22 protein-coding genes are annotated in these 21,860 nt (G+C 61.6%); 10 read left to right on the forward strand and 12 right to left on the reverse strand.

The features are described from left to right. Positions 1-63: 63 nt before the first annotated feature. The 8 genes from coaE to rpsA form a co-directional block, all read right to left on the reverse strand. Complete coding sequence (coaE, locus tag AB0O87_RS11715; protein WP_363515852.1) at positions 64-663, reverse strand: dephospho-CoA kinase; 600 nt, start codon at positions 661-663, stop codon at positions 64-66. Positions 664-695: 32 nt separating this feature from the next. Further along, positions 696-1,199, reverse strand: a complete 504-nt coding sequence (locus tag AB0O87_RS11720) for a CoA-binding protein (protein ID WP_363516237.1) — start codon at positions 1,197-1,199, stop codon at positions 696-698. A 41-nt stretch (positions 1,200-1,240) separates the two neighbouring features. After that, on the reverse strand, positions 1,241-2,545 hold the full coding sequence (locus tag AB0O87_RS11725) for an O-acetylhomoserine aminocarboxypropyltransferase/cysteine synthase family protein (RefSeq protein WP_363515855.1): 1,305 nt from the start codon (positions 2,543-2,545) through the stop codon (positions 1,241-1,243). Continuing rightward, complete coding sequence (acs, locus tag AB0O87_RS11730; RefSeq protein WP_363515858.1) at positions 2,542-4,551, reverse strand: acetate--CoA ligase; 2,010 nt, start codon at positions 4,549-4,551, stop codon at positions 2,542-2,544. Before acs ends, AB0O87_RS11725 begins: the two co-directional genes overlap by 4 nt. Next, complete coding sequence (locus AB0O87_RS11735; RefSeq protein WP_363515861.1) at positions 4,542-5,402, reverse strand: ABC transporter permease; 861 nt, start codon at positions 5,400-5,402, stop codon at positions 4,542-4,544. The genes acs and AB0O87_RS11735 overlap by 10 nt, the downstream gene beginning before the upstream one ends. Beyond that, a complete protein-coding gene (locus tag AB0O87_RS11740; protein WP_363515863.1) occupies positions 5,399-6,436 on the reverse strand; it encodes an aliphatic sulfonate ABC transporter substrate-binding protein in 1,038 nt (345 codons plus the stop codon). Before AB0O87_RS11740 ends, AB0O87_RS11735 begins: the two co-directional genes overlap by 4 nt. After that, a complete protein-coding gene (locus AB0O87_RS11745; protein ID WP_363515866.1) occupies positions 6,433-7,275 on the reverse strand; it encodes an ABC transporter ATP-binding protein in 843 nt (280 codons plus the stop codon). The genes AB0O87_RS11740 and AB0O87_RS11745 overlap by 4 nt, the downstream gene beginning before the upstream one ends. A gap of 136 nt (positions 7,276-7,411) precedes the next feature. Beyond that, on the reverse strand, positions 7,412-8,863 hold the full coding sequence (rpsA, locus tag AB0O87_RS11750; RefSeq protein ID WP_363515869.1) for a 30S ribosomal protein S1: 1,452 nt from the start codon (positions 8,861-8,863) through the stop codon (positions 7,412-7,414). A 239-nt stretch (positions 8,864-9,102) separates the two neighbouring features. On the opposite strand from rpsA, the gene AB0O87_RS11755 reads away from it, so the two are divergent. From AB0O87_RS11755 to AB0O87_RS11765, 3 genes are read left to right on the forward strand one after another with little or no spacing between them, the layout of a single operon-like run. Then, positions 9,103-9,669, forward strand: coding sequence for a hypothetical protein (locus AB0O87_RS11755; protein WP_363515872.1), 567 nt, complete (start codon positions 9,103-9,105; stop codon positions 9,667-9,669). Beyond that, positions 9,657-10,478 (forward strand): hypothetical protein, encoded by an 822-nt coding sequence (locus AB0O87_RS11760; protein ID WP_363515873.1) that lies wholly within the window; start codon positions 9,657-9,659, stop codon positions 10,476-10,478. The genes AB0O87_RS11755 and AB0O87_RS11760 overlap by 13 nt, the downstream gene beginning before the upstream one ends. 51 nt (positions 10,479-10,529) lie before the next feature. Next, the gene (locus AB0O87_RS11765; protein ID WP_363515876.1) at positions 10,530-11,480 is read left to right on the forward strand and encodes a 5'-3' exonuclease; all 951 of its coding nucleotides are present in this window, start codon (positions 10,530-10,532) and stop codon (positions 11,478-11,480) included. On the opposite strand, the gene AB0O87_RS11770 is transcribed toward AB0O87_RS11765, so the two are convergent. After that, on the reverse strand, positions 11,460-12,446 hold the full coding sequence (locus tag AB0O87_RS11770) for a PHP domain-containing protein (RefSeq protein WP_363516240.1): 987 nt from the start codon (positions 12,444-12,446) through the stop codon (positions 11,460-11,462). The two genes, AB0O87_RS11765 and AB0O87_RS11770, sit on opposite strands and share 21 nt — an antisense overlap. Before the next feature lie 2 nt (positions 12,447-12,448). After that, positions 12,449-13,519, reverse strand: a complete 1,071-nt coding sequence (trpD, locus tag AB0O87_RS11775) for an anthranilate phosphoribosyltransferase (protein ID WP_363515879.1) — start codon at positions 13,517-13,519, stop codon at positions 12,449-12,451. A gap of 192 nt (positions 13,520-13,711) precedes the next feature. Between trpD and AB0O87_RS11780 the strand changes: the two genes are divergently transcribed. The 7 genes from AB0O87_RS11780 to AB0O87_RS11810 all read left to right on the forward strand — a co-directional run bounded on the left by AB0O87_RS11780 (position 13,712) and on the right by AB0O87_RS11810 (position 19,619). Continuing rightward, complete coding sequence (locus tag AB0O87_RS11780) at positions 13,712-14,365, forward strand: heme-copper oxidase subunit III (protein ID WP_363515882.1); 654 nt, start codon at positions 13,712-13,714, stop codon at positions 14,363-14,365. Positions 14,366-14,385: 20 nt separating this feature from the next. Continuing rightward, on the forward strand, positions 14,386-15,186 hold the full coding sequence (locus AB0O87_RS11785; RefSeq protein ID WP_363515885.1) for a cytochrome c: 801 nt from the start codon (positions 14,386-14,388) through the stop codon (positions 15,184-15,186). A gap of 36 nt (positions 15,187-15,222) precedes the next feature. Beyond that, entirely contained in the window at positions 15,223-16,299 is a 1,077-nt protein-coding gene (locus tag AB0O87_RS11790; protein ID WP_363515888.1) for a Rieske 2Fe-2S domain-containing protein, read from the forward strand. Then, positions 16,296-18,113, forward strand: a complete 1,818-nt coding sequence (locus AB0O87_RS11795; RefSeq protein ID WP_363515891.1) for a cytochrome bc complex cytochrome b subunit — start codon at positions 16,296-16,298, stop codon at positions 18,111-18,113. Before AB0O87_RS11790 ends, AB0O87_RS11795 begins: the two co-directional genes overlap by 4 nt. Before the next feature lie 75 nt (positions 18,114-18,188). Further along, positions 18,189-18,605: a RidA family protein gene (locus AB0O87_RS11800; RefSeq protein ID WP_363515894.1), complete on the forward strand. Its 417-nt coding sequence runs from the start codon at positions 18,189-18,191 to the stop codon at positions 18,603-18,605. After that, positions 18,602-19,147 (forward strand): GNAT family N-acetyltransferase, encoded by a 546-nt coding sequence (locus AB0O87_RS11805; protein WP_363515897.1) that lies wholly within the window; start codon positions 18,602-18,604, stop codon positions 19,145-19,147. The genes AB0O87_RS11800 and AB0O87_RS11805 overlap by 4 nt, the downstream gene beginning before the upstream one ends. A gap of 52 nt (positions 19,148-19,199) precedes the next feature. Continuing rightward, positions 19,200-19,619, forward strand: a complete 420-nt coding sequence (locus AB0O87_RS11810) for a rhodanese-like domain-containing protein (protein ID WP_363515900.1) — start codon at positions 19,200-19,202, stop codon at positions 19,617-19,619. 67 nt (positions 19,620-19,686) lie between these two features. Here the strand turns inward: AB0O87_RS11810 and AB0O87_RS11815 are convergent, their stop codons facing one another. Beyond that, positions 19,687-20,121, reverse strand: a complete 435-nt coding sequence (locus tag AB0O87_RS11815; RefSeq protein WP_363515903.1) for a cytochrome c oxidase subunit 4 — start codon at positions 20,119-20,121, stop codon at positions 19,687-19,689. 3 nt (positions 20,122-20,124) lie between these two features. After that, positions 20,125-21,858 (reverse strand): cytochrome c oxidase subunit I, encoded by a 1,734-nt coding sequence (gene ctaD / locus AB0O87_RS11820; protein WP_363515906.1) that lies wholly within the window; start codon positions 21,856-21,858, stop codon positions 20,125-20,127. Positions 21,859-21,860: the final 2 nt, after the last annotated feature.

Genomic DNA, 21,860 nt, shown 5'->3' on the forward strand with positions numbered 1-21,860 from the left:
CGTATGCCGCCCCTCCGACATCAAGGCCACCAGGCACCGCCGTCGGCGAAACGATCGATGCAATCAGCCTGCGCGCAGGCGTTCCCAGAGCGCATCCGCTTGCGCGTGAGTCTCTGCCAGCGTCGTGGCGGTGTCAATCACGACGTCGGCGATAGCAAGACGACGGTCATCGGAGACCTGCGCGTTGATCCGGTCTTGCGCTTCGCGCTCCTTCATTCCGCGCACATCGATGAGCCGTCGTTTTCGCACCTCTGCGGGTGCATGCGCAACCACGATGAGATCCCAAGGATCGTCAACTCTCGCCTCGACAAGAAGAGGCACGTCGTACACGACAACCGTGTTCGGGTCAGCGGAGAGCGCCTCTTCAAACCGGCGTTTCGACTCCGCCCGCACAGCAGGGTGCACGATCGCATTCAGCTGGGAAAGCAGCTCAGCATCGCCGAATACCGCCGCGCCAAGCGCCGCGCGGTTCAGGGCCCCGTCGTCCCCGATCATCTCAGGGCCGAACGTCTGGGCAATCGCGTCGAGCACCGCAGACCCCGGGGCCTGCACGTCTCGCACGATCTGATCAGCGTCCACGACAATGGCGCCGTGTTCCGCCAGGCGTCGCGCGATGGTCGACTTTCCGGAAGCGATGCCGCCGGTGAGTGCGATGAGAGGCATCCCGCCAGTCTAGGGTTCGCCGCGGGCGCCGGTCAGCGTGCGCGCAGCTGCCGTCGCGAGCTGATCACCCCGGTGTTGAAGCCTGCGAGGTGCAGGCCACCGTGGAACCGCGCGTGCTCGATCTTGAGGCACCGGTCCATGACGACAGTCACTCCCGCCGCCTCTGCGATAGCGGCTGCTTCCTCGTTCCACGACCCGAGTTGAAGCCACAGCGTCTGTGCCCCTGAGTCGATGGCCTCACGGGCAACACCGGGCAAATCATCGTGGCGGCGGAACACATCCACGATGTCTGGGACCACCGGCAGATCACTCAGGGACCCATAAACAGGTTGCCCCAAGATCTCGCTCTCCCGTGGGTTGACGAGGTACACCTCATAAGCCGTGCTGGAAAGCAGGTACGACGCCACGAAATAGGAGGCACGCGCTGGATTGTTTGACGCACCGACGATGGCAATGGACTTCGCGCGACGCAGCACCCCGAATCGATCTTGTTGCGTTGGTCCCACCCACGTGCGCTCAGCTACGGTAGGCGCCATCGCTGGCAGTGCGCAGGATTCGCCTGCAGAAGTGTGCTCGCTCATCGGGTTGCTCCTGTCGCGATCGTCAGCGCCTGATCGAGATCCCAGATGATGTCGTCGGCGTCTTCGAGCCCCACGGAGATACGAATCAGATCGGAGCGAACACCAGCCGCCACGAGCTGTTCCTCACTGAGCTGACGGTGGGTGGTCGAAGCAGGATGGATGACGAGCGTACGAGCGTCACCGATATTGGCTAGGTGCGAGGCGAGCTGGAGGTTCTCAATCAGAGTCTCCCCCGCCGCACGGCCGTCGTCAGCCGCGACACCGAACGCGAACACCGACCCCGGACCCAGCGGAAGATATTTGGCCGCTCGATCGTGATGCGGATGTGTCTCAAGCCCTGCCCACGTGACGTAGGAAACCCGCGGATCAGAATTGAGCCATTCAGAGACGATGCGGGCGTTCTCCAGGTGCGCGTCGATGCGCTGCGGGAGCGTTTCTACTCCCTGAAGAAGGTTGAATGCCGATTGCGGACTCAGTGCCGGACCAATATCACGCAGCTGCTCGGAACGGAGCTTGGTCAGAAAGCCGTACTCTCCGAAGTTGTCCCACCACTTGATGCCACCGTAAGACTCGACGGGCTCGGTCATCTGCGGGAACTTCCCGTTTCCCCAGTCGAACGTGCCCTTCTCGATCACGACACCGCCGAGCGTTGTGCCATGGCCACCGAGGAACTTTGTCACGGAGTGGATCACGATGTCTGCGCCGTGCTCCAACGGACGTGCAAGGTATGGCGTCGCGAGTGTCGCATCGACAACCAACGGAACACCCGCAGCGTGGGCGACGGCTGCGAGTCCTTCAATGTCTGCAATCTCTCCCGAAGGGTTACCGATCATCTCGACGTAGACGACTTTGGTCTCCGGTCGAATCGCCGCCGCATAATCTGCGGGATCTGACGAAGCGACGAAGGTGGTCTCAACGCCGAAGCGGCGGAGCGTGATGTCCAACTGCGTGACGGTGCCCCCATAAAGCTGTGCGGCAGCAACGACATGATCGCCAGCACCGACCAGCGCCGCGAACGTGATGAACTCGGCACTCATCCCCGAAGCAGTGGCGACGGCTCCAATGCCGCCCTCGAGAGATGCCAGCCTCTCTTCAAGAGCAGCCACCGTGGGGTTTCCGATGCGGGAGTAGATGTTGCCGTACTTTTGCAGAGCGAAGAGGTTTCCCGCATCCGTTGCATCATCGAAGACGAACGACGTGGTCTGGTAGATGGGCACAGCACGCGCACCAGTCGAGGCGTCGGGCGTCCCTCCGGCGTGCAGTGCCCTGGTACGAAACCCGAAGCGATGTTCTTCCGTCATAGTGTCCTCAGTTCAGCGGCGGCGAGCACGTCGGCGATTTCTTCGACGGCCCAGGGGTTCTGCAACGACGTCGTGTCCCCGAGTGGTTTGGGGCTACGTCCGGCTCTGCGGTCTTGTTCGGCCTCCCACAACTGTGCCAGGAGTCGACGCATGATTTTTCCCGATCGCGTCTTCGGCAGATCGGGAACAACCACGATGTGCTTTGGTTTGGCAACCGGACCAATCGCCTGCGCAACCTGAGCACGCAGATCGGGAGTCGTCACGTCTGCCTGCCCGGACTGCGTGACGAATGCGACGACAGCCTGTCCGGTGACGGGATCAGATACCCCTGCCGACCCCGCCTCCCCCACGCTGTGATGAGCGACGAGCGCTGATTCGATCTCGATCGTCGAAAGACGGTGTCCAGACACGTTGACAACATCGTCGAGTCGACCAAGGATCCAGATGCACCCGTCTTCGTCGCGTGTCGCACCGTCACCTGCGACGTAGTAGCCGCCGAACTCGCCACAACCGGCATACGCGGCCCAGTATGCGTCTCGATACCGGCGGGCATTGCCCCATACGGTGCGTGCCATTCCTGGCCACGGGCGACGAACAACCAGGGTGCCAGAGAGTCCAGGGGCGACCTCGTTGCCAACTTCGTCGACCACGGCCACATCGATTCCTGGCAACGGCACCGATGCTGACCCCGGCTTGAGCGTGGTCACCCCAGGAAGCGGGGCGATCATCGCCGCGCCGGTCTCGGATTGCCACCAGGTGTCGATCACCGAGAGCTCATCGCGACCGAAGTTTCGGCGAAACCACACCCAGGCTTCAGGATTAATCGCTTCACCGACAGTTCCCAATAGGCGCAGCGTAGAAAGATCAAATCCGGCAGGCAGCGCTGATCCAAACCAGGTCATGAACGTCCGGATCAGGGTGGGTGCGGTGTAGTAAACCGTCACCCCATACCGCTGGATGATCTCGAGATGGCGCTCACGATGCGGTGAGTCAGGTGTCCCCTCATAAATGACCTGGGTAAGCCCGTTAGAGAGCGGACCATAGATCTCATAGGTGTGTGCTGTCACCCATGCGAGATCGGCAGTGCACCAGTGCACATCATCGGCTTTCGCATCGAAGTGTGCCCAGTGCGCCCAGCTTGCGTGGGTGAGGTAGCCACCGGAAGTATGCACCAGCCCCTTCGGCTTTCCCGTGGTGCCAGAGGTGTAAATGATGAAAAGCGGATGCTCTGCGTCGAAAACCTGAGGCTCGTGCACCGCAGAAGCAGTATCGACAACGTCATGCCACCACACGTCCCTCCCCTGCGTCCACGGCACGTCTTGTCCTGTGCGGCGAAGCACGAGCACATGCTCGAGTGCGGGAAGATCGGCCGCCGCGACGTCGGCTGTCGACTTCACCTCGGTAGCGGCGCCACGACGAAACTGTCCGTCGCTGGTGACGAGGAGCTTCGCCCCGGTGTCGGCGAGGCGAAACCGGACGGCTTCTGCCGAGAAGCCTCCGAAAACGAGCGAGTGCACTGCTCCCACCCGCGCGCAGGCGAGGGTGATCACTATGGTTTCGATCAAGACGGGGAGGTAGACGACCACGCGGTCGCCCGGTTCGATGCCCAGCGCAATGAGGGCATTGGCTGCACGAGAAACACGCTCTTGCAGATTGGCGTAGGTGACCGTTTCGCGGTCTCCCGGCTCCCCCTCAAAGTACAACGCGACTTTATCTCCGCGGCCGGCATCGACGTGACGATCAACACAGTTGACAGCGACGTTCAGTTTCCCGCCGACAAACCAGCGCGCGGCGGGAACCGCATCGTTGGTCGGCGGTTCCCACTCGTGCGCCGTGTGCCACGGCTGAGCCCAGTCGAGGCGGCGGGCTGCTTCTTCCCAAAACAACACGGGATCCGCGGCAGCGCGCTCATATGCCTCCGCCGATACATTTACAGGCCTTTGCATGTGCGAAGGCGGATAGATTCGCGTTTCTTGTAGTCGAGACTCGGACACCATCAGATCCATCGGCGAAGCAGGTACTTCTCCACCAGCACCAGGATGCCGTTGGTGATCGTGCCCAAAAGAGCAAGCAACACGATGGAGAGCAAGATTCGGTCAACACGACCACTGTTCTGGGAATCCGTCAACAGGAATCCCAATCCCATCGACGAGGCGATGAGTTCAGCGGCGACAAGAAACAGCCAGGCCTGAGCAAGCGCAAGCCGCAGACCGGAAACGACGGACGGGACCACCGCAGGCAACTGCACAACGCGGAACAGAGACCACCCACGAAGACTGAATGAGCGGCCCGCCTCGACCAGCTGCGGATCTACATGTCGGAGCGCCGAAGCGACAGTGGTGTAGACGGGGAAAAACGCACCGATGGCGATGAGGGTGATCTTCGACTCTTCGCCGATCTGCATCCACAGAATGAGCAGTGGCACCCAGGCGAGCGACGGCACGGCGCGAATCGCCGCGAGCGTCGGGCTGAGAAAAACGTCACCGAGCCGCGAAAGCCCGACGATGCCTGCCACAGCAAGCCCTGCCACGGATCCAAGCGCGAACCCGAGCAACACACGCTGCACTGAGATGGCGATGTGGTTCCAGAGTTCGCCCCGCTCCGCCAGCTCGATGCCAGCGCTGACAACCGAGGCCGGTGTAGGGAGACGGTATGGCGGAACGATGCCCGTCGTCGTCACGAGCTGCCAGGCAAGCAGGATAAGCACCGGGACGACGAGACCAGCAACGACGCGCACGGCCGGACGGTCCCAGCTGCGGCGGGCACCGACCGCTGGCCTGCGTGAGACGCCTCTGGCGGCATCAAGGGCGTCTAGCGAATCTGCGGGGACAGACACCCGTTGGTCGATGTAACTCACTCGCCCCCGACCGCCTTCTCAGCAAACGTCGGGTTCACGATCGACGAAAGTGCGCTGTCTACAGAATCCTGCCCACCCTGCACATCACCAGATTCGACGAGAACAGGTGCGATCTTTTCGAGCACAGCAATCTGGTCGTCGCCGGGAGTGCCGCTCACATCGAGGTTGGAGCGCTCCTGAATCACTGTTGTCGCCACGTCGATGTCGATGCCGGCGACGTCAGCGAGCAGAGCAGCCGTCTCGTCGGGGTTCTCCAACGCCCACTCGCGCGCCTGCTCATAGGCGTCAACGACGGCCTGGGCGAGATCGGCGTGGTTGTTGATGAAGTCTTCGGTGGCGTTGAGGAAGCCATACGTGTTGAAGTCGACATTGCGGTAGACGAGGGTGTCTCCCGACTCCACCTCAGCTGCCGCCATGATCGGGTCGAGTCCCGCCCACGCGTCGACGGAACCACCGTCGAGAGCTGCGCGACCGTCGGCATGCTGAAGGTTCTGCACTTCGACGTCGGACAGCGAAAGTCCGCCCTCTACGAGCGCTTGAAGCAGGAAGAAGTACGGATCGGTGCCCTTTGTGGCCGCGATCGACGCACCCTTGAGATCGTCGAGCGAGGCGATGTCGCTTTCGGGGCCAACGACGATCGCCGACCACTCCGGTTGCGAGTAGATGTCGATGACCTGGATGGGCGATCCGTTGGCACGAGCGAGAAGTGCAGCTGATCCCGCCGTGGATCCCACGTCGACAGAACCAGAACGCAGCAGTTCGTTCGCCTTGTTAGACCCAGCGGACTGCACCCACTCGACTTCCACATCGTCGCCGAGGATGTCTTCGAGAATCCCCTGGTCACGAATAACAAGACTCAGCGGGTTGTACGTGGCGAAGTCGATGGAGAGCGTGTCAGATGACCATTCGCTGGTACCTGATGCGTTCTCGCTCCCCGTGGTGGCGTTCTCCCCTGCAACACAACCGGTGGCGACGAGCATCATCGTTCCGGCAATCGCAAGCGCAGGGACGATTCGGCGGGTGGTGATGCTCATCGGGTCTCCTCGGTGATGCGGTGGTGGGTATCAACGCCCAGACCTTCGAGAAGGTCTGCACGCAGGTCAGCGAGTCCGCGATCGGCGCGGTCTCGGGGTCTGGTGCCCGGAACAGAAATAGTCCGAGAGATCGAACTCTCCTGTTCGCCGGCGAGAGTGCGTAGCAACAAGACGCGGTCTGCGAGGTACAGCGCCTCTTCGACGTCGTGAGTGACGAGCAGAATGGTGGTGGGCTCTGCCGCGTGGATCTTCAGAAGCAGATCATGCATCCGCAGTCGCGTCAGCGCGTCGAGCGCACCGAACGGTTCATCCAGAAGCAGGACGCCGGGGTTGCGGGCCAGCGCCCTGGCAAGCGATGCACGCTGCGCCATCCCGCCAGAGACCTCGCCGGGGCGCTGGTGGGCTGCATGGTCAAGCCCCACCAGATGCAACAGCTCTTGCACCCGTTCCCGACCCGCGCGGCGAGCGGTGCCACGCGGCAATCCGAGCTCGACGTTCTGGGCGATCGTGCGCCAGGGAAGCAAGCGCGGCTCTTGGAAAGCCACAGCCGTGCGCTCATCAACCTCAGCAACACTCGTGTCATCGAGCAGGATGCGTCCGTTTGTTGGCGCGTCCAGTCCGCCAATAAGACGAAGAAGGGTCGACTTTCCGCATCCAGAAGGACCGACAACCGCGACAATCTCGCCCGCAGTGATGTCAACGTTCACGTCGCGCAACACGTCTCGGTGTCCGCGTGCCAGCGGAAAGGACCGTGCAATGCCCTCAAGCCGCACGGCCTGCGCAGTACCCAGCGTCGTCGAGGTATCAACGGTGCGAGGAGCAGAAAGCAGAACGGTCATAAACCCATGCTGACTGGATTGCTTGATTGTTACGAATGCGGTCGTAATGTTGCGTCACGAAACCACAAACGTCACAAACGCAAAACGGGCCGTCACCCGCCCGAAGGCGAGGTGACGACCCGTTTCAGAGTGCTACTTAGTTGCCGCCCGAGAGCTTCTCGCGCAGAGCTGCGAGAGCCTCGTCGTCTGCGAGCGTGCCCGCACCTGCAACCTCGCTGGCGAATGCCTGACCACCGAAGTCGTCTCCGGCAGCAGCCTCGGCCTCGGCAGCCTTGACGACCTGAGCCTTGTGAGCCTCCCAGCGAGCCTGGGCTGCAGCGTACTCCTGCTCCCAAGCCTCGCGCTGAGCGTCGAAGCCTTCCTTCCAAGCACCGGTCTCGGCGTCGAAGCCCTCCGGGTACTTGTACTCGCCAGCCTCGTCGTACTCGGCAAGCATGCCGTACAGGGCCGGGTCGAACTCGGTGCCGTTGGGGTCAACCGATTCGTTGGCCTGCTTCAGCGACAGCGAGATACGACGACGCTCGAGGTCGATGTCGATGACCTTGACGAAGACCTCTTCGCCAACCGACACAACCTGCTCGGCCAGCTCGACGTGCTTGCTGGAGAGCTCGGAGATGTGAACGAGTCCCTCGATGCCGTCTGCGACGCGAACGAACGCACCGAACGGAACAAGCTTGGTGACCTTACCCGGGGTGACCTGACCGATCGCGTGGGTACGGGCGAAGACCTGCCATGGGTCTTCCTGCGTAGCCTTCAGCGACAGCGAGACGCGCTCGCGGTCAAGGTCGACCTCAAGGATCTCGACGGTGACCTCCTGGCCAACCTCGACGACCTCAGAGGCGTGCTCGATGTGCTTCCAGGACAGCTCGGAGACGTGCACGAGGCCGTCAACGCCACCCAGGTCAACGAACGCACCGAAGTTGACGATCGACGAAACGACACCCTTGCGAACCTGACCCTTGTGCAGGTTGTTCAGGAACGTGGTGCGCGACTCCGACTGCGTCTGCTCGAGCAGCGCACGGCGGCTCAGAACAACGTTGTTGCGGTTCTTGTCGAGCTCGAGGATCTTGGCCTCGATCTCCTGACCGAGGTAAGGCGTCAGGTCGCGAACGCGGCGCAGCTCGATGAGCGAGGCCGGGAGGAAGCCACGGAGGCCGATGTCGACGATGAGTCCACCCTTGACGACCTCAATGACCGTACCGGTGACGACGCCGTCGTCTTCCTTGATCTTCTCAACATCTCCCCATGCACGCTCGTACTGAGCACGCTTCTTGGAAAGGATGAGACGGCCTTCCTTGTCCTCCTTCTGGAGGACGAGGGCCTCGACCAGGTCGCCGACTGCGACAACCTCGTTGGGGTCGACGTCGTGCTTGATCGAAAGCTCACGCGAGGGAATAACACCCTCGGTCTTGTAGCCGACATCAAGGAGGACCTCATCGCGGTCGATCTTGACGATCGTGCCTTCGATGATGTCGCCGTCGTTGAAGAACTTCAGGGTCTTCTCGACCGCGGCCAGGAAGTCCTCAGCAGATCCGATGTCGTTGATGGCGACCTGCTTGGTGGCCGGGGCGGTCGTTGCGGTAGTCATGTAGTGGGTTGTCCTTGTTGAATGGAGACTCAGGCTGCAATGCAAAGACCGCGCACGGCCGACAGCATGCTTCACAGCAGATGGATTTTGGTTTCTCGCCACCAGGGCATGCGCATGCACGCCACAAGTGACGGTTAACGCTATCAGAAGTTGGCCTGCTTCAAACAGTCGAATTCTGGGCTCTCTTTTCCTGTGGATAACTCGAGCACCCACTAGCCACCCCGCGCTAGCGTGACCGAGTGATCTCGCCGACTCCTTCGCTCCACACTTCGTCAGGACTTGTTCGACTCGGCGCGCTCCTCATGGTGTTCACAATCACCGTGTTGGCCGGCTGCTCACCGACGCCTACGCCGACGCCGACCACCACGCCCGCATTCACCTCCGAAGAGGAAGCCTTCGCCGCCGCCGAAGAAACCTACCGGGCCTACAACGACGCACTGAACGCCGTCGACTTAGGCGATCCAAGTAGCTTCGAGCCGGTCTTCGCTTTCCTGTCTGGGGCTGCTGAAGCAACAACACGCAAGGCATTCAGCGAGTTTCACGCTGCGAAGATGTCGACCACCGGCGCTACAAGGTACGACTCTTTCGCTGGCGAATCTGCAAACCTCGAAAGCGGATCGGTGACTGCGACGGTTTGCGTGGACGTCGCTGAGGTGGAGGTCTTCAACGAACTCGGGGAGTCCGCCGTCTCCCCCGATCGCCCAGATCGGCAGCCGATGCTGATCACTTTCGAACGCTCGACCCGTGCGCTTGAGCTACGTCTCTCCGCACAGTCCGTTGCGGAGGAGGTCTCGTGCGCACAGTAACGATCGTCGCGATTCTCTCGCTCTTCTTCTCGCCCCTCTACGCCTCCACACTCGCGAGCGACGGTTGTAACGCAACAGTGTCGTGGGTCGCGGGGTGCAATAGCAGCGGGGACACCCTCACTGTTTCCGGGACTCAGACGGAGCAGGCGAACCCGGGAACCGACAACCGGGCGCCGGAGAACGGCTCCCCCGGCGAACCCAACTACCCGGTGCACGAGTTCGATTTCGAGTCGTGCCTAGACGACTGGAACAGTGCTCGGGGTTGCTTCCGCAATACCGTCGAAGAAGAGGAGCTCGCAGAGCCGGACTCTGAGCAGCCGGCGGCGCCGGAGATCACTATCACCGATCTCGCGCAGTTCGCTCCAGAGGCGATCAGCCCTCTCGCGGAGCCAGACAACGTGGGCATCGCTGGCATGCCGACGAACTTTGTCGCGGCATCGTCTGTGCGAACCACCAGCGGCACTCTCTTCAGCGCGCCGATCTCGGTGCGTTTCACACCTGTCGGATACGACTTCGATTACGGCGATGGCACTGTAACGAGCAGCGCAAGCGGCGGAGCAACGTGGGCCACGCTCGGACAAGCCACTTTCACGCCGACGGCGACAAGTCACACCTATACCCAGCGCGGAACGTACTCCGCCAGCGTCACTGTCCGCTACACCGCTGAGGTAGACCTCGGCGCCGGGTGGTTCGCTGTTGCCGGGCAACTCACGACCGATGGCCCGCCCCAAGAGATCGTGATTTACGAGGCGAACACTGCACTGGTCGCAAGAACATGCGCCGAGCAACCTGGCGCACCTGGCTGCTGACAGTACTGACCCCGTGCTGACCCACAGGCGATGTCGCTCTACTCTTGGTGCATGCCTCGCGCCGACCGTCTGATGTTGCTCGACACCGCAAGCCTTTACTTCCGCGCCTTCTACGGAGTGCCCGACAAGGTGAAGGCACCAGATGGTTCGTCTGTCAACGCCGCACGAGGCCTTCTCGACATCGTCGCGAAGCTGGTCACGCTATACGAACCCACGCATGTGATCGCTTGCTGGGACGACGACTGGCGCCCACAGTGGCGCGTCGACCTCATCCCCAGCTATAAAGCTCACCGCGTTGTCGAAGTAGTCGCCAGCGCCCCCGACGTTGAAGAAGTCCCTGATCCGTTGGAATCACAGATTCCACTCATCAGGCAGACCCTCGAGGCTCTCGGTATCCCCATCATCGGCGTCGCAGAGCACGAGGCGGACGACGTGATCGGCACGCTCGCCACAAACGCGACGATGGCGGTCGACATCGTCACAGGCGACCGCGACCTATTCCAGCTTGTTGATGACTCCCGCGACGTGCGTGTGATCTACACCGCCCGCGGCATGAGCAACCTGGAGATCGTGACCGACGAGACGGTCGTCGCCAAGTACGGAGTATTGCCCTCGCAATACTCCGATTTCTCTACGATGCGGGGCGATGCTTCAGACGGATTGCCTGGTGTAGCGGGCGTCGGAGAGAAGACGGCGGCGACCCTCCTGCAAAATCACGCAGATCTCACGGGGATTCGTGCTGCAGCAGAAGCAGGCGAAGGGATGAGTGCCGGTGTGCGCGCGAAGGTGCTGGGCGCAGCCGAATACCTCGACGTCGCTCCGACGGTGGTTGCGGTAGCGACGTCTCTCCCCATCAGCGCTCCGGATGTTCCTTTGCGGCCGCTGGACCCCACCCAAGAAGAAGCGACGACAGCGCTTGCGGAGAAGTGGAATCTCGGCGGATCAATGGCGCGCGCCATTGCGGCGGTCTCCAAGGTCTCCTCAGTCCGCCCAGGCGAGTAGGCGCGACAGCCCCCAGGTAGTCACGATTCGCGCGGTGGGGATACCAGCCCTCTCCGCACGCTCCGCCCCATGATCAAGCAGCGACAGCTGACCAGGCGCATGTGCATCCGAATCGATAGAGAACAGGCAGCCTGCTCGCAGTGCGATCGCGATCAGTTCGTCAGGCGGATCCTGACGCTCCGGACGTGAATTTATCTCCACAGCGACACCATTGTCGGCGCACGCGGCAAACACTGCTGCCGCATCGAAATCCGATCGCGGCCTCGTGCCGCGTTCCCCTTGCACCAACTGTCCGGTGCAATGCCCGAGCACATTGACTCGCGGATGCGAGACCGCCGCGATCATTCGCTTCGTCATCTGACGCTTGTCCATCCTGAGCTTGGAGTGCACAGATGCCACGACGATGTCGAGTTCTGCCAGCAGAGACTCTTCCTGATCGAGGGCACCATCTTCGAGAATGTCGACCTCGATGCCGGCGAGCAGCGTGAGGCCTTCGCCGGACTCTGCCCGCACCAGTGGAATCTGCTCCCGCAGGCGTTCCACAGAAAGTCCCCGCGCGACGCGCAAGCGAGGTGAGTGGTCGGTGATCGCCTGATATTCGTGGCCCAGTGCGCGTGCGGCCGCGGCCATAGCGGCGATCGACGTAGCCCCATCTGACCATTCAGTGTGGGCGTGTAGGTCGCCGCGAAGCTTCGCCCGCAGCGCTGAAACCCGCTCGGGCTCCACGCCGCCGCGCAGCTCCGTAAGGTACTCCGGCACCTGTCCGGCCTGAGCTTCACGGATCACGGCGAACGTGGATTCACCGATCCCCTTAGTCGCACGCAGTCTCGTTGGATCAGCAACCACTTCGTGTGGCAGATCTTGTAACGTCTCCGCCGCTCGACGAAAAGCCTTGGCGCGGTACCTCGATGCCCGCTCACGCTCCAGCAGCGAGGCGATCTCGAGCAGAGCATCAACAGGTTCCATCGTCAGTCCAGCGGTGTTGCCAGCTCGCGACTCACGCCAATCCACTGATCAAGCTTCGCCAGCGCACGCCCATCATCCACCGCCGCAGAAGCCTTCTCATAACCTTCGCGCAACCGCTCGAGGATCGGGCGCTGCACCTGCCCAGCATCCTGAGAGAGCTCGAAGGCAACAATTCCGGCCGCCGCATTGAGCAGAACAATGTCGCGCACCGCGCCCATCTCTCCCTCGAGCGTGCGGCGAAGCACCTCTGCGTTGTGTTGCGGGGATCCACCGAGGAGATCAGACAGATCGGCCATCGGGATCCCGAGATCGCGGGGATCAAGATCGTGCTCATGGATGTCACCTCGGGTGACCTCCCAAATTCGGCTGTGCCCCGTGGTGGTCAGCTCGTCCAGACCATCGTCGCCGCGGAACACGAGCGCCGTGGCGCCTCGTGTGCGAAAAACGCCGGTGATCAACGGAACGCGCTCCAACTGCGCCACTCCCACAGCGTTAGCCTCAGCACGAGCCGGGTTGCAGAGTGGGCCGAGCATGTTGAAGACCGTCGGGACACCCAACTCGGCACGAACGGGCCCCGCATGCTTGAACCCTGGGTGGAAGGCGCCAGCCCAGGCAAATGTGATCCCCGTGCGATCAAGAATCGTCGCCACGTCTGCGGGGTTCAGCGACAGCTCGAGGCCGAGGGCACCAAGCACATCGGATGAGCCCGATGCTGAGCTCGCCGCACGGTTGCCATGCTTGACGACCGGCACGCCGGCTGCGCCGATGATGATGGCCGCCGTCGTCGACACATTGACGGTGCCAACGCGGTCGCCGCCAGTGCCCACGATGTCGAGCACGTTAGGAGAGACAGGCAACGGGACTGCTGCTTCGAGAATCGCATCGCGGAAGCCAACGACCTCATCAATCGTCTCGCCCTTTGCACGAAGCGCGAGAAGGAAGCCTCCTAGCTGTGCGTCAGTGACATTTCCTTGCATGATCTGGCGCATCGCCCAAGTCGATTCCCACACGCTGAGATCGCGCCGCTCCAAGAGCGAGGTGAGCACGTCAGACCAGGTAAGCGAATCAGGCATGTGTGCGATCCTATCGGCGCAAGGAAAACATGAAGTTCCTTCGAAGATTCTCGTGGAGCGGCCCGCGACCCCCGTTTCCCGCGGATTCACTAGGTATTCGCAGGGTTTTCTTAGGTTCACCTAAGTCACCAGCAGGCAAATCAAGAGGCGCGGGTGCGAGAATCACGCCCGAGGATCGGCCATAATGGAGGAGTGACGACCTCAGCGACGTATGCCCCGGCGGCGAGAACGATTAAGCGGCCCAACCCGGTAGCTGTCGGCACCATTGTGTGGCTCGGCAGTGAGGTGATGTTCTTCGCGGGACTCTTCGCGATCTACTTCACTCTCCGCAGCACCTCTCCGGAGCTGTGGGCAGACCGGACGGACCTGCTCAATGTTCCGTTCGCTGCAGCCAACACAGCCATCCTTGTTCTCTCCTCGTTCACGTGCCAGATGGGCGTGTTTGCGGCAGAAGACCTCCAGCCGTACAAGCTCAACAAGGGGCAGAAGAATGGCGCAGGGCGCCACCGCCTCTTCGGCTGGGGAATGGTTGAGTGGTTCTTCCTCACCTTCGCCCTCGGCGCGATCTTCGTATCCGGTCAGGTGTGGGAGTACGCCCAGCTCGTGGCTGAGGGAATGCCGATCGGTGCAGATTCTTACGCTTCCGCGTTCTACCTGACGACAGGCTTCCACGCCATCCACGTCACGGGCGGCTTGATCGCGTTCCTCCTCGTTATCGGCCGTGCATACGCCGTCAAGAACTTCCGACACAAAGAGGCAACGTCCTCGATTGTTGTGTCCTACTACTGGCACTTCGTCGACGTCGTCTGGGTCGTGCTGTTCTTCGTTATCTACTTCCTGAAATAAGAGCGGAGCTGATCCCCGAGATGGCACGAGAGAAGAAGCGCCGTTCCAACGGTCGTCGCAGCCCCCTGGCTGCGGTCGCCCTCATTGGCGCAGGCCTCATGATCACCGGTGCGGTGTACGCCGGTGCATCTGCCGCGTTCGCTGCATCCGACACACAGACCGCGGCGTCGCAACTGACGGTAGAAGACGGCGAAAAGCTGTTCACTGCTAACTGCGCGACATGCCACGGCTTGGACATGCAGGGAACACCCAACGGCCCCAGCCTCTACGGCGTAGGCGAGCTGGCAACAGAGTTCCAGCTGTCAACCGGTCGCATGCCTCTGCAGATGCAGGGCCCACAGGCCCCGCAGAAGGAGCCGCAGTTCACCGAGGACCAGATCCTCGCGATCTCGTCCTTCGTACAGTCAGAGGCCCCCGGCCCGACCTACCCGTCGGACGAAATCCTTGATGGCGAAGGTGACGTCTCGAACGGCGCCGAGCTTTTCCGAGTCAACTGCGCAATGTGCCACAACGTGGCCGCCGCCGGTGGAGCTCTCACCGAGGGCAAGTACGCCCCTGGACTCGGCGAAACCAGCGCACTCCACATGTACGCGGCCATGGTTACCGGCCCGCAGAACATGCCCGTCTTCGGCGACATGAACCTGTCAGACGACGACAAGCGCGACATCATCTCGGCGCTGCTTTACCAGCAGCAGTCCGTGCAGATCGGTGGGTTCTCCCTCGGTTCGCTCGGCCCGGTCTCCGAGGGCCTGTTCGTGTGGATCTTCGGTATCGGCGCGCTCGTCGCCGTCACCGTATGGATCACCGCGAAGTCCAACTGACGCTTATTCATCGAAGAGGAACGTACGAGGAGCACCATGGCACACGACGACGACTCGCAGGCTCTTGACAGGGCCTACCAGCCCTCTCCTGGGCTGGGTGTCGCAGTCAGCGATCCCGTGCAGAACCCCGGGCTTCCGCCGCATCGCGAGCGGATGACCGACAAGGACCCGCGCGCTGAGAAGGCTGCGGTTCGCACTGTCTACACGCTGTTCTACCTGTCGCTCGCTGGCAGCATCTGGGCGGTTGCCGCCTACATGCTGTTCCCGATCGAGAGCGGCGCGCTCATCGACATCCGGCAGAACAACCTCTTCATCGGTCTCGGCATCGCTCTCGCGCTGCTTGCTCTCGGCATTGGTGCAATCCACTGGTCCAAGGCGCTGATGTCGGACAAGGAGTTCATCGAGCACCGCCACCCCACGCGTGGCAAGGACGCAACTCGCGAAGCAGCTATCAAGACATTCGCTGACGCGAACGAGGAGTCCGGCTTCGGACGCCGCTCGATGATCCGCAACTCGCTGTTCGCCGCGATCGTTGCTTCGCTCATTCCCGGAGTGACGCTCTTCCGTGGCTTGGCACCGCACTCGACACCGGAGGACCCCACTGCCGGTGACCCGGTTGCACTCCTCAAGCACACGATGTGGGAAGACGGCAGCCGACTGGTGCGCGACCCCGATGGAACTCCCATCCGGGCTGCGGATGTGACTCTCGGCTCTGCATTCCACGTCATCCCGGAGGATCTTGCCTCGCTCAGCCATGAAGACGGCTACCTCGAGGAAAAGGCTAAGGCGATCGTTTTGATGATGCGTCTTCGCCCAGAGCAGCTCATCGAAGCCGAAGACCGCAAGGACTGGTCTTACGACGGCATCGTTGCTTACTCCAAGGTCTGCACTCACGTCGGTTGCCCTGTGGCACTGTACGAGCAGCAGACCCACCACCTGCTGTGCCCGTGCCACCAGTCGCAGTTCGACGTCACGGACCACGCAAAGGTCATCTTCGGCCCGGCAGCTCGTCCGCTGCCGCAGCTGCCTATCACTGTCGATGACGAGGGCTACCTGGTCGCACGCAGCGACTTCAAGGAACCCGTCGGCCCGAGCTTCTGGGAGCGCCATTGAGCACCGCAACGCTGTCCAAAGAGGACAACAAAGACACCAAGGCGCCCCTCGGCGGCCGCTTCGTCGCTGCCGCGTCGAACTACATCGATGAGCGCACCAGCCTCTCCGGCATGGTCAAAGAGCTCGGCCGGAAGATCTTCCCCGATCACTGGTCATTCATGCTCGGTGAGATCGCATTGTGGAGCTTCGTCGTTGTGTTCCTCTCCGGAACCTTCCTGACGTTCTTCTTCGATGCTTCGATGGTCGAGACCCACTACACCGGCGCCTACGCTCCGATGCGTGGCATCGCGATGTCCGCCGCTCTTGAATCCACCCTGAACATCTCGTTCGACCTCCGCGGTGGCCTTCTCGTGCGTCAGATTCACCACTGGGCTGCGCTCGTGTTCATCGCCGGTATCGGCGTGCACATGCTCCGGGTGTTCTTCACCGGCGCTTTCCGTAAGCCTCGCGAGCTGAACTGGGTGATCGGCTTCCTGCTCTTCGTGCTGGCAATGGCCGAGGGCTTCACCGGTTACTCGCTCCCTGATGACCTGCTTTCCGGTAACGGTCTGCGCATTATCGACGGCATGATCAAGGGTCTCCCCCTGATCGGCACCTGGACCTCGTTCCTCCTCTTCGGCGGTGAGTTCCCCGGAACCGACATCGTCGGACGTCTTTACACCCTGCATATTCTGTTGCTGCCAATGCTGGTGATCGCGTTCATTGCGGTGCACCTGATGTTGATGATCATCAACAAGCACACACAGTTCGCCGGCCCTGGCCGCACGAACGACAACGTCGTTGGCTTCCCGATGATGCCGGTGTACATGTCCAAGATGGGTGGATACCTCTTCATCGTCTTCGGCACCATCGTGCTGATCGCAACCTTCTTCCAGATCAACCCGATTTGGAACTACGGGCCGTACGACCCCTCCCCTGTCTCCGCCGGAACACAACCGGACTGGTACATCGGATTCGCCGACGGCGCGTTGCGTCTTGCTCCTTCCAATTGGGACATCGTCTTCCTCGACCACACCTGGTCGTTCGGAATCCTTGTACCGGTGGCCGTGCTCGGTCTGTTCATCGTCGCTGTCGCGATCTACCCCTTCCTTGAGGCGTGGATCACGGGCGACAAGCGCGAGCACCACATCGCACAGCGCCCTCGCAACGCGGCAACGCGTACCGCGATCGGTGCAGCGGGAGTTATCTTCTACGCAGTGCTTTGGGCTGCGGCATCCTCCGACCTCATCGCGACGCACTTCATGCTCACGATGGAAGGTGTGATCCACACGCTTCAGGCGCTGCTGTTCATCGGACCAATCCTTGGTTACTTCGTCACGAAGCGCATCTGCATCGCCCTGCAGAAGAAGGACCGCGAGATCGTCTTGCACGGTTTCGAGTCCGGTCGCATCGTTCGCCTCCCCGGCGGCGAGTTCATCGAGGTACACCAGCCGGTCGACAAGTACGACCGTTGGAAGCTGATCGATGTCGACGGCTACGAGCCGCTCGTTGTTCGCCCGAATGACAAGGGCCGGATCCCGTGGTCCGAGAACCTTCGTTCTTCGATCTCTCGCTGGTTCTTCGAAGATCGTCTGGCGCCTCTCACGCAGGCGGAGATCGACGAAGCTGACGCACACCAGAACCACGTCGCTGCGCACAACGACGAGGCTGAGACGGCAGAGATCCAAGGCGCTCACGAGCGTGCAGGGGTTCCAGACGCCGCGCTCACCGCCGACGAGACGCATGTAGACGAAACGGCAAACACGCCGAGCACGGTAATCGCTACCGAGCCGGTGAAGAAGCCTCGCAAGAAGCAGTCGGAAGACGAGAAGTAGTCGTCACTCCCCCGCAGATGAAGGCCCCGTCCGATTGGACGGGGCCTTCATCGTTTCCAGTGAGAGGATCTAGCCATGGCCTCCGTCGTTCGACTCATCCGCTCCGCAAGCCTTGCTCCAGCGCCATACGCACATGCCGCCACTGCTCCAGCGGGCTCTCGTCTGATCTTCTTCGCCGGCGCATGTCCCCTCAACGCAGATGGGACCACAGCCGCACCGGGAGACTATGCCGTTCAAGCAGAGCGCTGCGTAGAGACACTCATGATCGCTCTCGAAGCTGCCGAGGCCACACTTACGGACATCATCAGCACGCGGGTTCTTGTAGCGTCCAGCGAGCAAGCGGACCTCGTCACTGCCTGGGACGTTGTACACGCGGCGTTTGGCACTCACGACGTCCCGAGCACGCTCGTCGGTGTCACCGTGCTGGGCTACAACGACCAGCTCGTAGAGATCGAAGCGGTGGCAGCCGTGTCCTCTGAGCTGTCGACATGAGCCTCCGTATACGTCCGGCTTGGGTAGAAGACCAACCCGCAATCGAACAGATCGAGGAACTGGCGGACACGCTCTTGATCAACTACCTTGACGCGGTCGGCTGGCCTCCCCCGTCGTCTGCGAGCGAACGCGCATCGTTGTCAGGCTTTACTCGGGTAGCGGAGATGTCGAACAAGAAGCTCGAGACACCCAAGGTCGTCGGCTTCGTTCATGTGCTCGAGATCGACAATCGCGCCCATCTCGAGCAACTCTCCGTCCTCCCCGAGTTCGGGCGACGAGGGATCGGTCGGAAACTCGTTTCGACCGCGCTCAACGAATCGCTCCGTCGTGGGCACAAAGAACTCACGCTTCGCACCTACGCACATGTCCCCTGGAATGCCCCGTTCTATGCCTCGTGTGGGTTCGTGCAGAGTGAGCCCACGAACACGTTCCTCCGGGAGCTCGTGGAAGTGGAGGCGGCCCTCGGGCTCTTCGAGCACGGCCCACGGGTGCAGATGACCGCCGTGCTCCAGCAGCACCACGATGACTGCATTCCTACTTAGATCGACTGGATTCCGCTGGCTCGATCACGTTTCATCTACCTATGCTGAGGCCATGATCGATCGCACCGACTACTACGAGGCCAAACTTGCGTATGAGACAGACCCCAGCGACGTGTACGCCGCATTCAAAGCGGGCAACAGCGTCTTAGTCGTTGATGTCCGCTCCGACGAAGCGTGGGCCCAAGGCCGAGTAGCCGGCGCGGTGCACATGCACTACAGCGAAATTGTCCGTCGAGCACCCGCCGAGATTGCTCGCGACATCGAAGTCGTCGTGTACTGCTGGAGTCCTGGATGCAACGCTGGAGCGAAGGCCGCACTCGAGTTCGCCCGCCTCGGCTATGAAGTCCGCGAGATGATCGGCGGCTTCGAGTATTGGGTACGAGAGGGATACCCCGTGGAAGACGCGGATGGCGTTCATCATCGGCCTGTCGATGCTCTCACCGGTATCGCGCGCATTCGTACGCGCGCCTGATGACTGCACCACCAGCACACAGAGAAGGCCCCCGGAGCAATCCGGGGGCCTTCTTCAATGCTTCTACTCAGCGGGCAAAGTTCCCGCGGTAGTACTCGTACACCCATCCGATGATCGCCACGACGAAGATGGCGAGTCCAATCGGGAGCAGGAACTGCCCCACGGCAAGACCGACCACGAAGATTCCGGCCGATCCGGCCAGCACAATCGGCCACCAGGACCACGGGCTGAACTCACCGAGCTCAGGGTCACCGTCATCGATGTCTGAGGTGAGGATGTCTTCAGGCAACTCGCCGTTCTGAGCCTTGTGCGTGCGATCGAGGTAGAAGGCGATCATGGCACTCATCAACGCCACGAAGATCAGTGCAACAGTCCCGACCCACTCGATCTGATTTACGAGCGGCAGATCGGGGTGAGCCAGAATGTTCCACCCTGTGTAAACGACGCCGATGAAGGCAAAAAACGCCGTCAGGATCCACCAGAGAATAACGTTGTCGCGCATGACTTAGTGGGCCTCTCGCTCGCCTGGAGCCGTTGTAGCAAACTCGGCAGCTTCAGGGTGATTCAGATCGAACGCAGGACGCTCGCTACGGATACGCGGGATCGACGTGAAGTTGTGTCGCGGCGGCGGGCACGACGTCGCCCACTCGAGCGATGAACCGTAACCCCACGGGTCGTTCACGGTGACCTTAGGAGCCTTGCGTGCGGTGATCCAGACGTTCAAGAAGAACGGCAACATCGAAGCGCCGAGGATGATCGCACCGATAGTCGACACCTGGTTCTGCCAGGTCCAACCGTCAGCCTCAGAGTAGTCAGCGTAACGGCGAACCATGCCGTCAACACCGAGCCAGTGCTGGATGAGGAACGTCATGTGGAAGCCGATGAAAAGCAACCAGAAGTGCACGTAGCCCAGGCGCTCGTTGAGCATGCGCCCCGTCCACTTCGGCCACCAGAAGTAGAAGCCAGCGAACATCGCGAACACCACGGTGCCGAAGACGACGTAGTGGAAGTGAGCGACGACGAAGTAGGAGTCAGAGAGCGCGAAGTCCAGCGGCGGGGCCGCGAGGATCACACCAGTCAGACCACCGAAGACGAACGACACGAGGAAGCCAAGGGCGAACACCATCGGAGTCTCGAATGTTACCGACCCTCGCCAGAGCGTGCCGATCCAGTTGAAGATCTTCACACCAGTGGGAACCGCGATCAACATGGTCATCAGCGCGAAGAACGGCAACAGTACCGAACCAGTGACGTACATGTGGTGCGCCCAGACCGCGACGGAGAGTGCAGCGATCGCAATGGTCGCGTAGACGAGAGTCTTGTAACCGAAGATCGGCTTGCGGCTGAACACCGGGAAGATCTCCGAAACGATACCGAAGAACGGCAGCGCAATGATGTACACCTCGGGGTGACCGAAGAACCAGAAGAGGTGCTGCCAGAGCAGAACACCGCCGTTTGCCGGGTCATAGATGTGGGCACCGAGCACACGGTCTGCGGCTGCCGCGAAGATCGCCGCAGCGAGCACGGGGAACGCCATCAGAATCAGCAGGCTGGTGATGAGTGTGTTCCAGGTGAAGATCGGCATGCGCCACATCGTCATTCCCGGTGCGCGCATCGTGATGATCGTGGTGATGAAGTTCACCGCACCAAGAATTGTTCCGAATCCGGAGATACCAAGACCCAGCATCCAGAGGTTTCCGCCGGCACCTGGCGAGAACGATGCACCCGCCAGAGGTTGATAGGCAAACCAGCCGAAGGATGCGGCACCCTGCGGTGTGAGGAAGCCAGCAACCGCGATGGTCGAGCCGAAGAGGAAGAGCCAGAAGGCAAACGCGTTCAGACGCGGGAACGCGACGTCAGGCGCACCGATCTGCAGCGGAAGGATCGCGTTCGCAAAGCCAGCAAAGAGCGGCGTCGCGAACATGAGCAGCATGATCGTGCCGTGCATGGTGAACAGCTGGTTGTACTGCTCTTTCGTCGGAACGATCTGCATTCCAGGAGCGAACAGCTCGGCGCGGATGACAAGGGCCATCACACCACCGAGGAGGAAGAACATCACCGAGGCGATGAGGTACATGTACCCGATCGTCTTGTGGTCAGTCGAGGTGATCCACTTGACGACGATGTTGCCCTTTTGCTCAACGCGCGAGGAGCTCATAAGAGCGGCCTGACGTGCGGGCAGAGAGTTGGGACGCGACCCTGGAGTCTCGTCTGTACGGGGAGCTTCTGTGGTCGACATAA

Source organism: Microbacterium sp. NPDC076768, assembly GCF_040687205.1.
In the GTDB taxonomy this organism is placed as follows: domain Bacteria; phylum Actinomycetota; class Actinomycetes; order Actinomycetales; family Microbacteriaceae; genus Microbacterium.

What these genes read in the sequence shown, in the direction of transcription:
- AB0O87_RS11745 (WP_363515866.1), bottom strand. Translation starts at nt 7,275, where the DNA reads ATGACCGTTCTGCTTTCTGCTCCTCGCACCGTTGATACCTCGACGACG.
- acs (WP_363515858.1), bottom strand. Translation starts at nt 4,551, where the DNA reads ATGGATCTGATGGTGTCCGAGTCTCGACTACAAGAAACGCGAATCTAT.
- AB0O87_RS11770 (WP_363516240.1), bottom strand. Translation starts at nt 12,446, where the DNA reads ATGGAACCTGTTGATGCTCTGCTCGAGATCGCCTCGCTGCTGGAGCGT.
- AB0O87_RS11720 (WP_363516237.1), bottom strand. Translation starts at nt 1,199, where the DNA reads ATGGCGCCTACCGTAGCTGAGCGCACGTGGGTGGGACCAACGCAACAA.
- AB0O87_RS11810 (WP_363515900.1), top strand. Translation starts at nt 19,200, where the DNA reads ATGATCGATCGCACCGACTACTACGAGGCCAAACTTGCGTATGAGACA.
- AB0O87_RS11790 (WP_363515888.1), top strand. Translation starts at nt 15,223, where the DNA reads ATGGCACACGACGACGACTCGCAGGCTCTTGACAGGGCCTACCAGCCC.
- AB0O87_RS11725 (WP_363515855.1), bottom strand. Translation starts at nt 2,545, where the DNA reads ATGACGGAAGAACATCGCTTCGGGTTTCGTACCAGGGCACTGCACGCC.
- AB0O87_RS11800 (WP_363515894.1), top strand. Translation starts at nt 18,189, where the DNA reads ATGGCCTCCGTCGTTCGACTCATCCGCTCCGCAAGCCTTGCTCCAGCG.
- AB0O87_RS11815 (WP_363515903.1), bottom strand. Translation starts at nt 20,121, where the DNA reads ATGCGCGACAACGTTATTCTCTGGTGGATCCTGACGGCGTTTTTTGCC.
- AB0O87_RS11805 (WP_363515897.1), top strand. Translation starts at nt 18,602, where the DNA reads ATGAGCCTCCGTATACGTCCGGCTTGGGTAGAAGACCAACCCGCAATC.
- AB0O87_RS11765 (WP_363515876.1), top strand. Translation starts at nt 10,530, where the DNA reads ATGCCTCGCGCCGACCGTCTGATGTTGCTCGACACCGCAAGCCTTTAC.
- AB0O87_RS11740 (WP_363515863.1), bottom strand. Translation starts at nt 6,436, where the DNA reads ATGAGCATCACCACCCGCCGAATCGTCCCTGCGCTTGCGATTGCCGGA.
- trpD (WP_363515879.1), bottom strand. Translation starts at nt 13,519, where the DNA reads ATGCCTGATTCGCTTACCTGGTCTGACGTGCTCACCTCGCTCTTGGAG.
- rpsA (WP_363515869.1), bottom strand. Translation starts at nt 8,863, where the DNA reads ATGACTACCGCAACGACCGCCCCGGCCACCAAGCAGGTCGCCATCAAC.
- AB0O87_RS11785 (WP_363515885.1), top strand. Translation starts at nt 14,386, where the DNA reads ATGGCACGAGAGAAGAAGCGCCGTTCCAACGGTCGTCGCAGCCCCCTG.
- coaE (WP_363515852.1), bottom strand. Translation starts at nt 663, where the DNA reads ATGCCTCTCATCGCACTCACCGGCGGCATCGCTTCCGGAAAGTCGACC.
- ctaD (WP_363515906.1), bottom strand. Translation starts at nt 21,858, where the DNA reads ATGTCGACCACAGAAGCTCCCCGTACAGACGAGACTCCAGGGTCGCGT.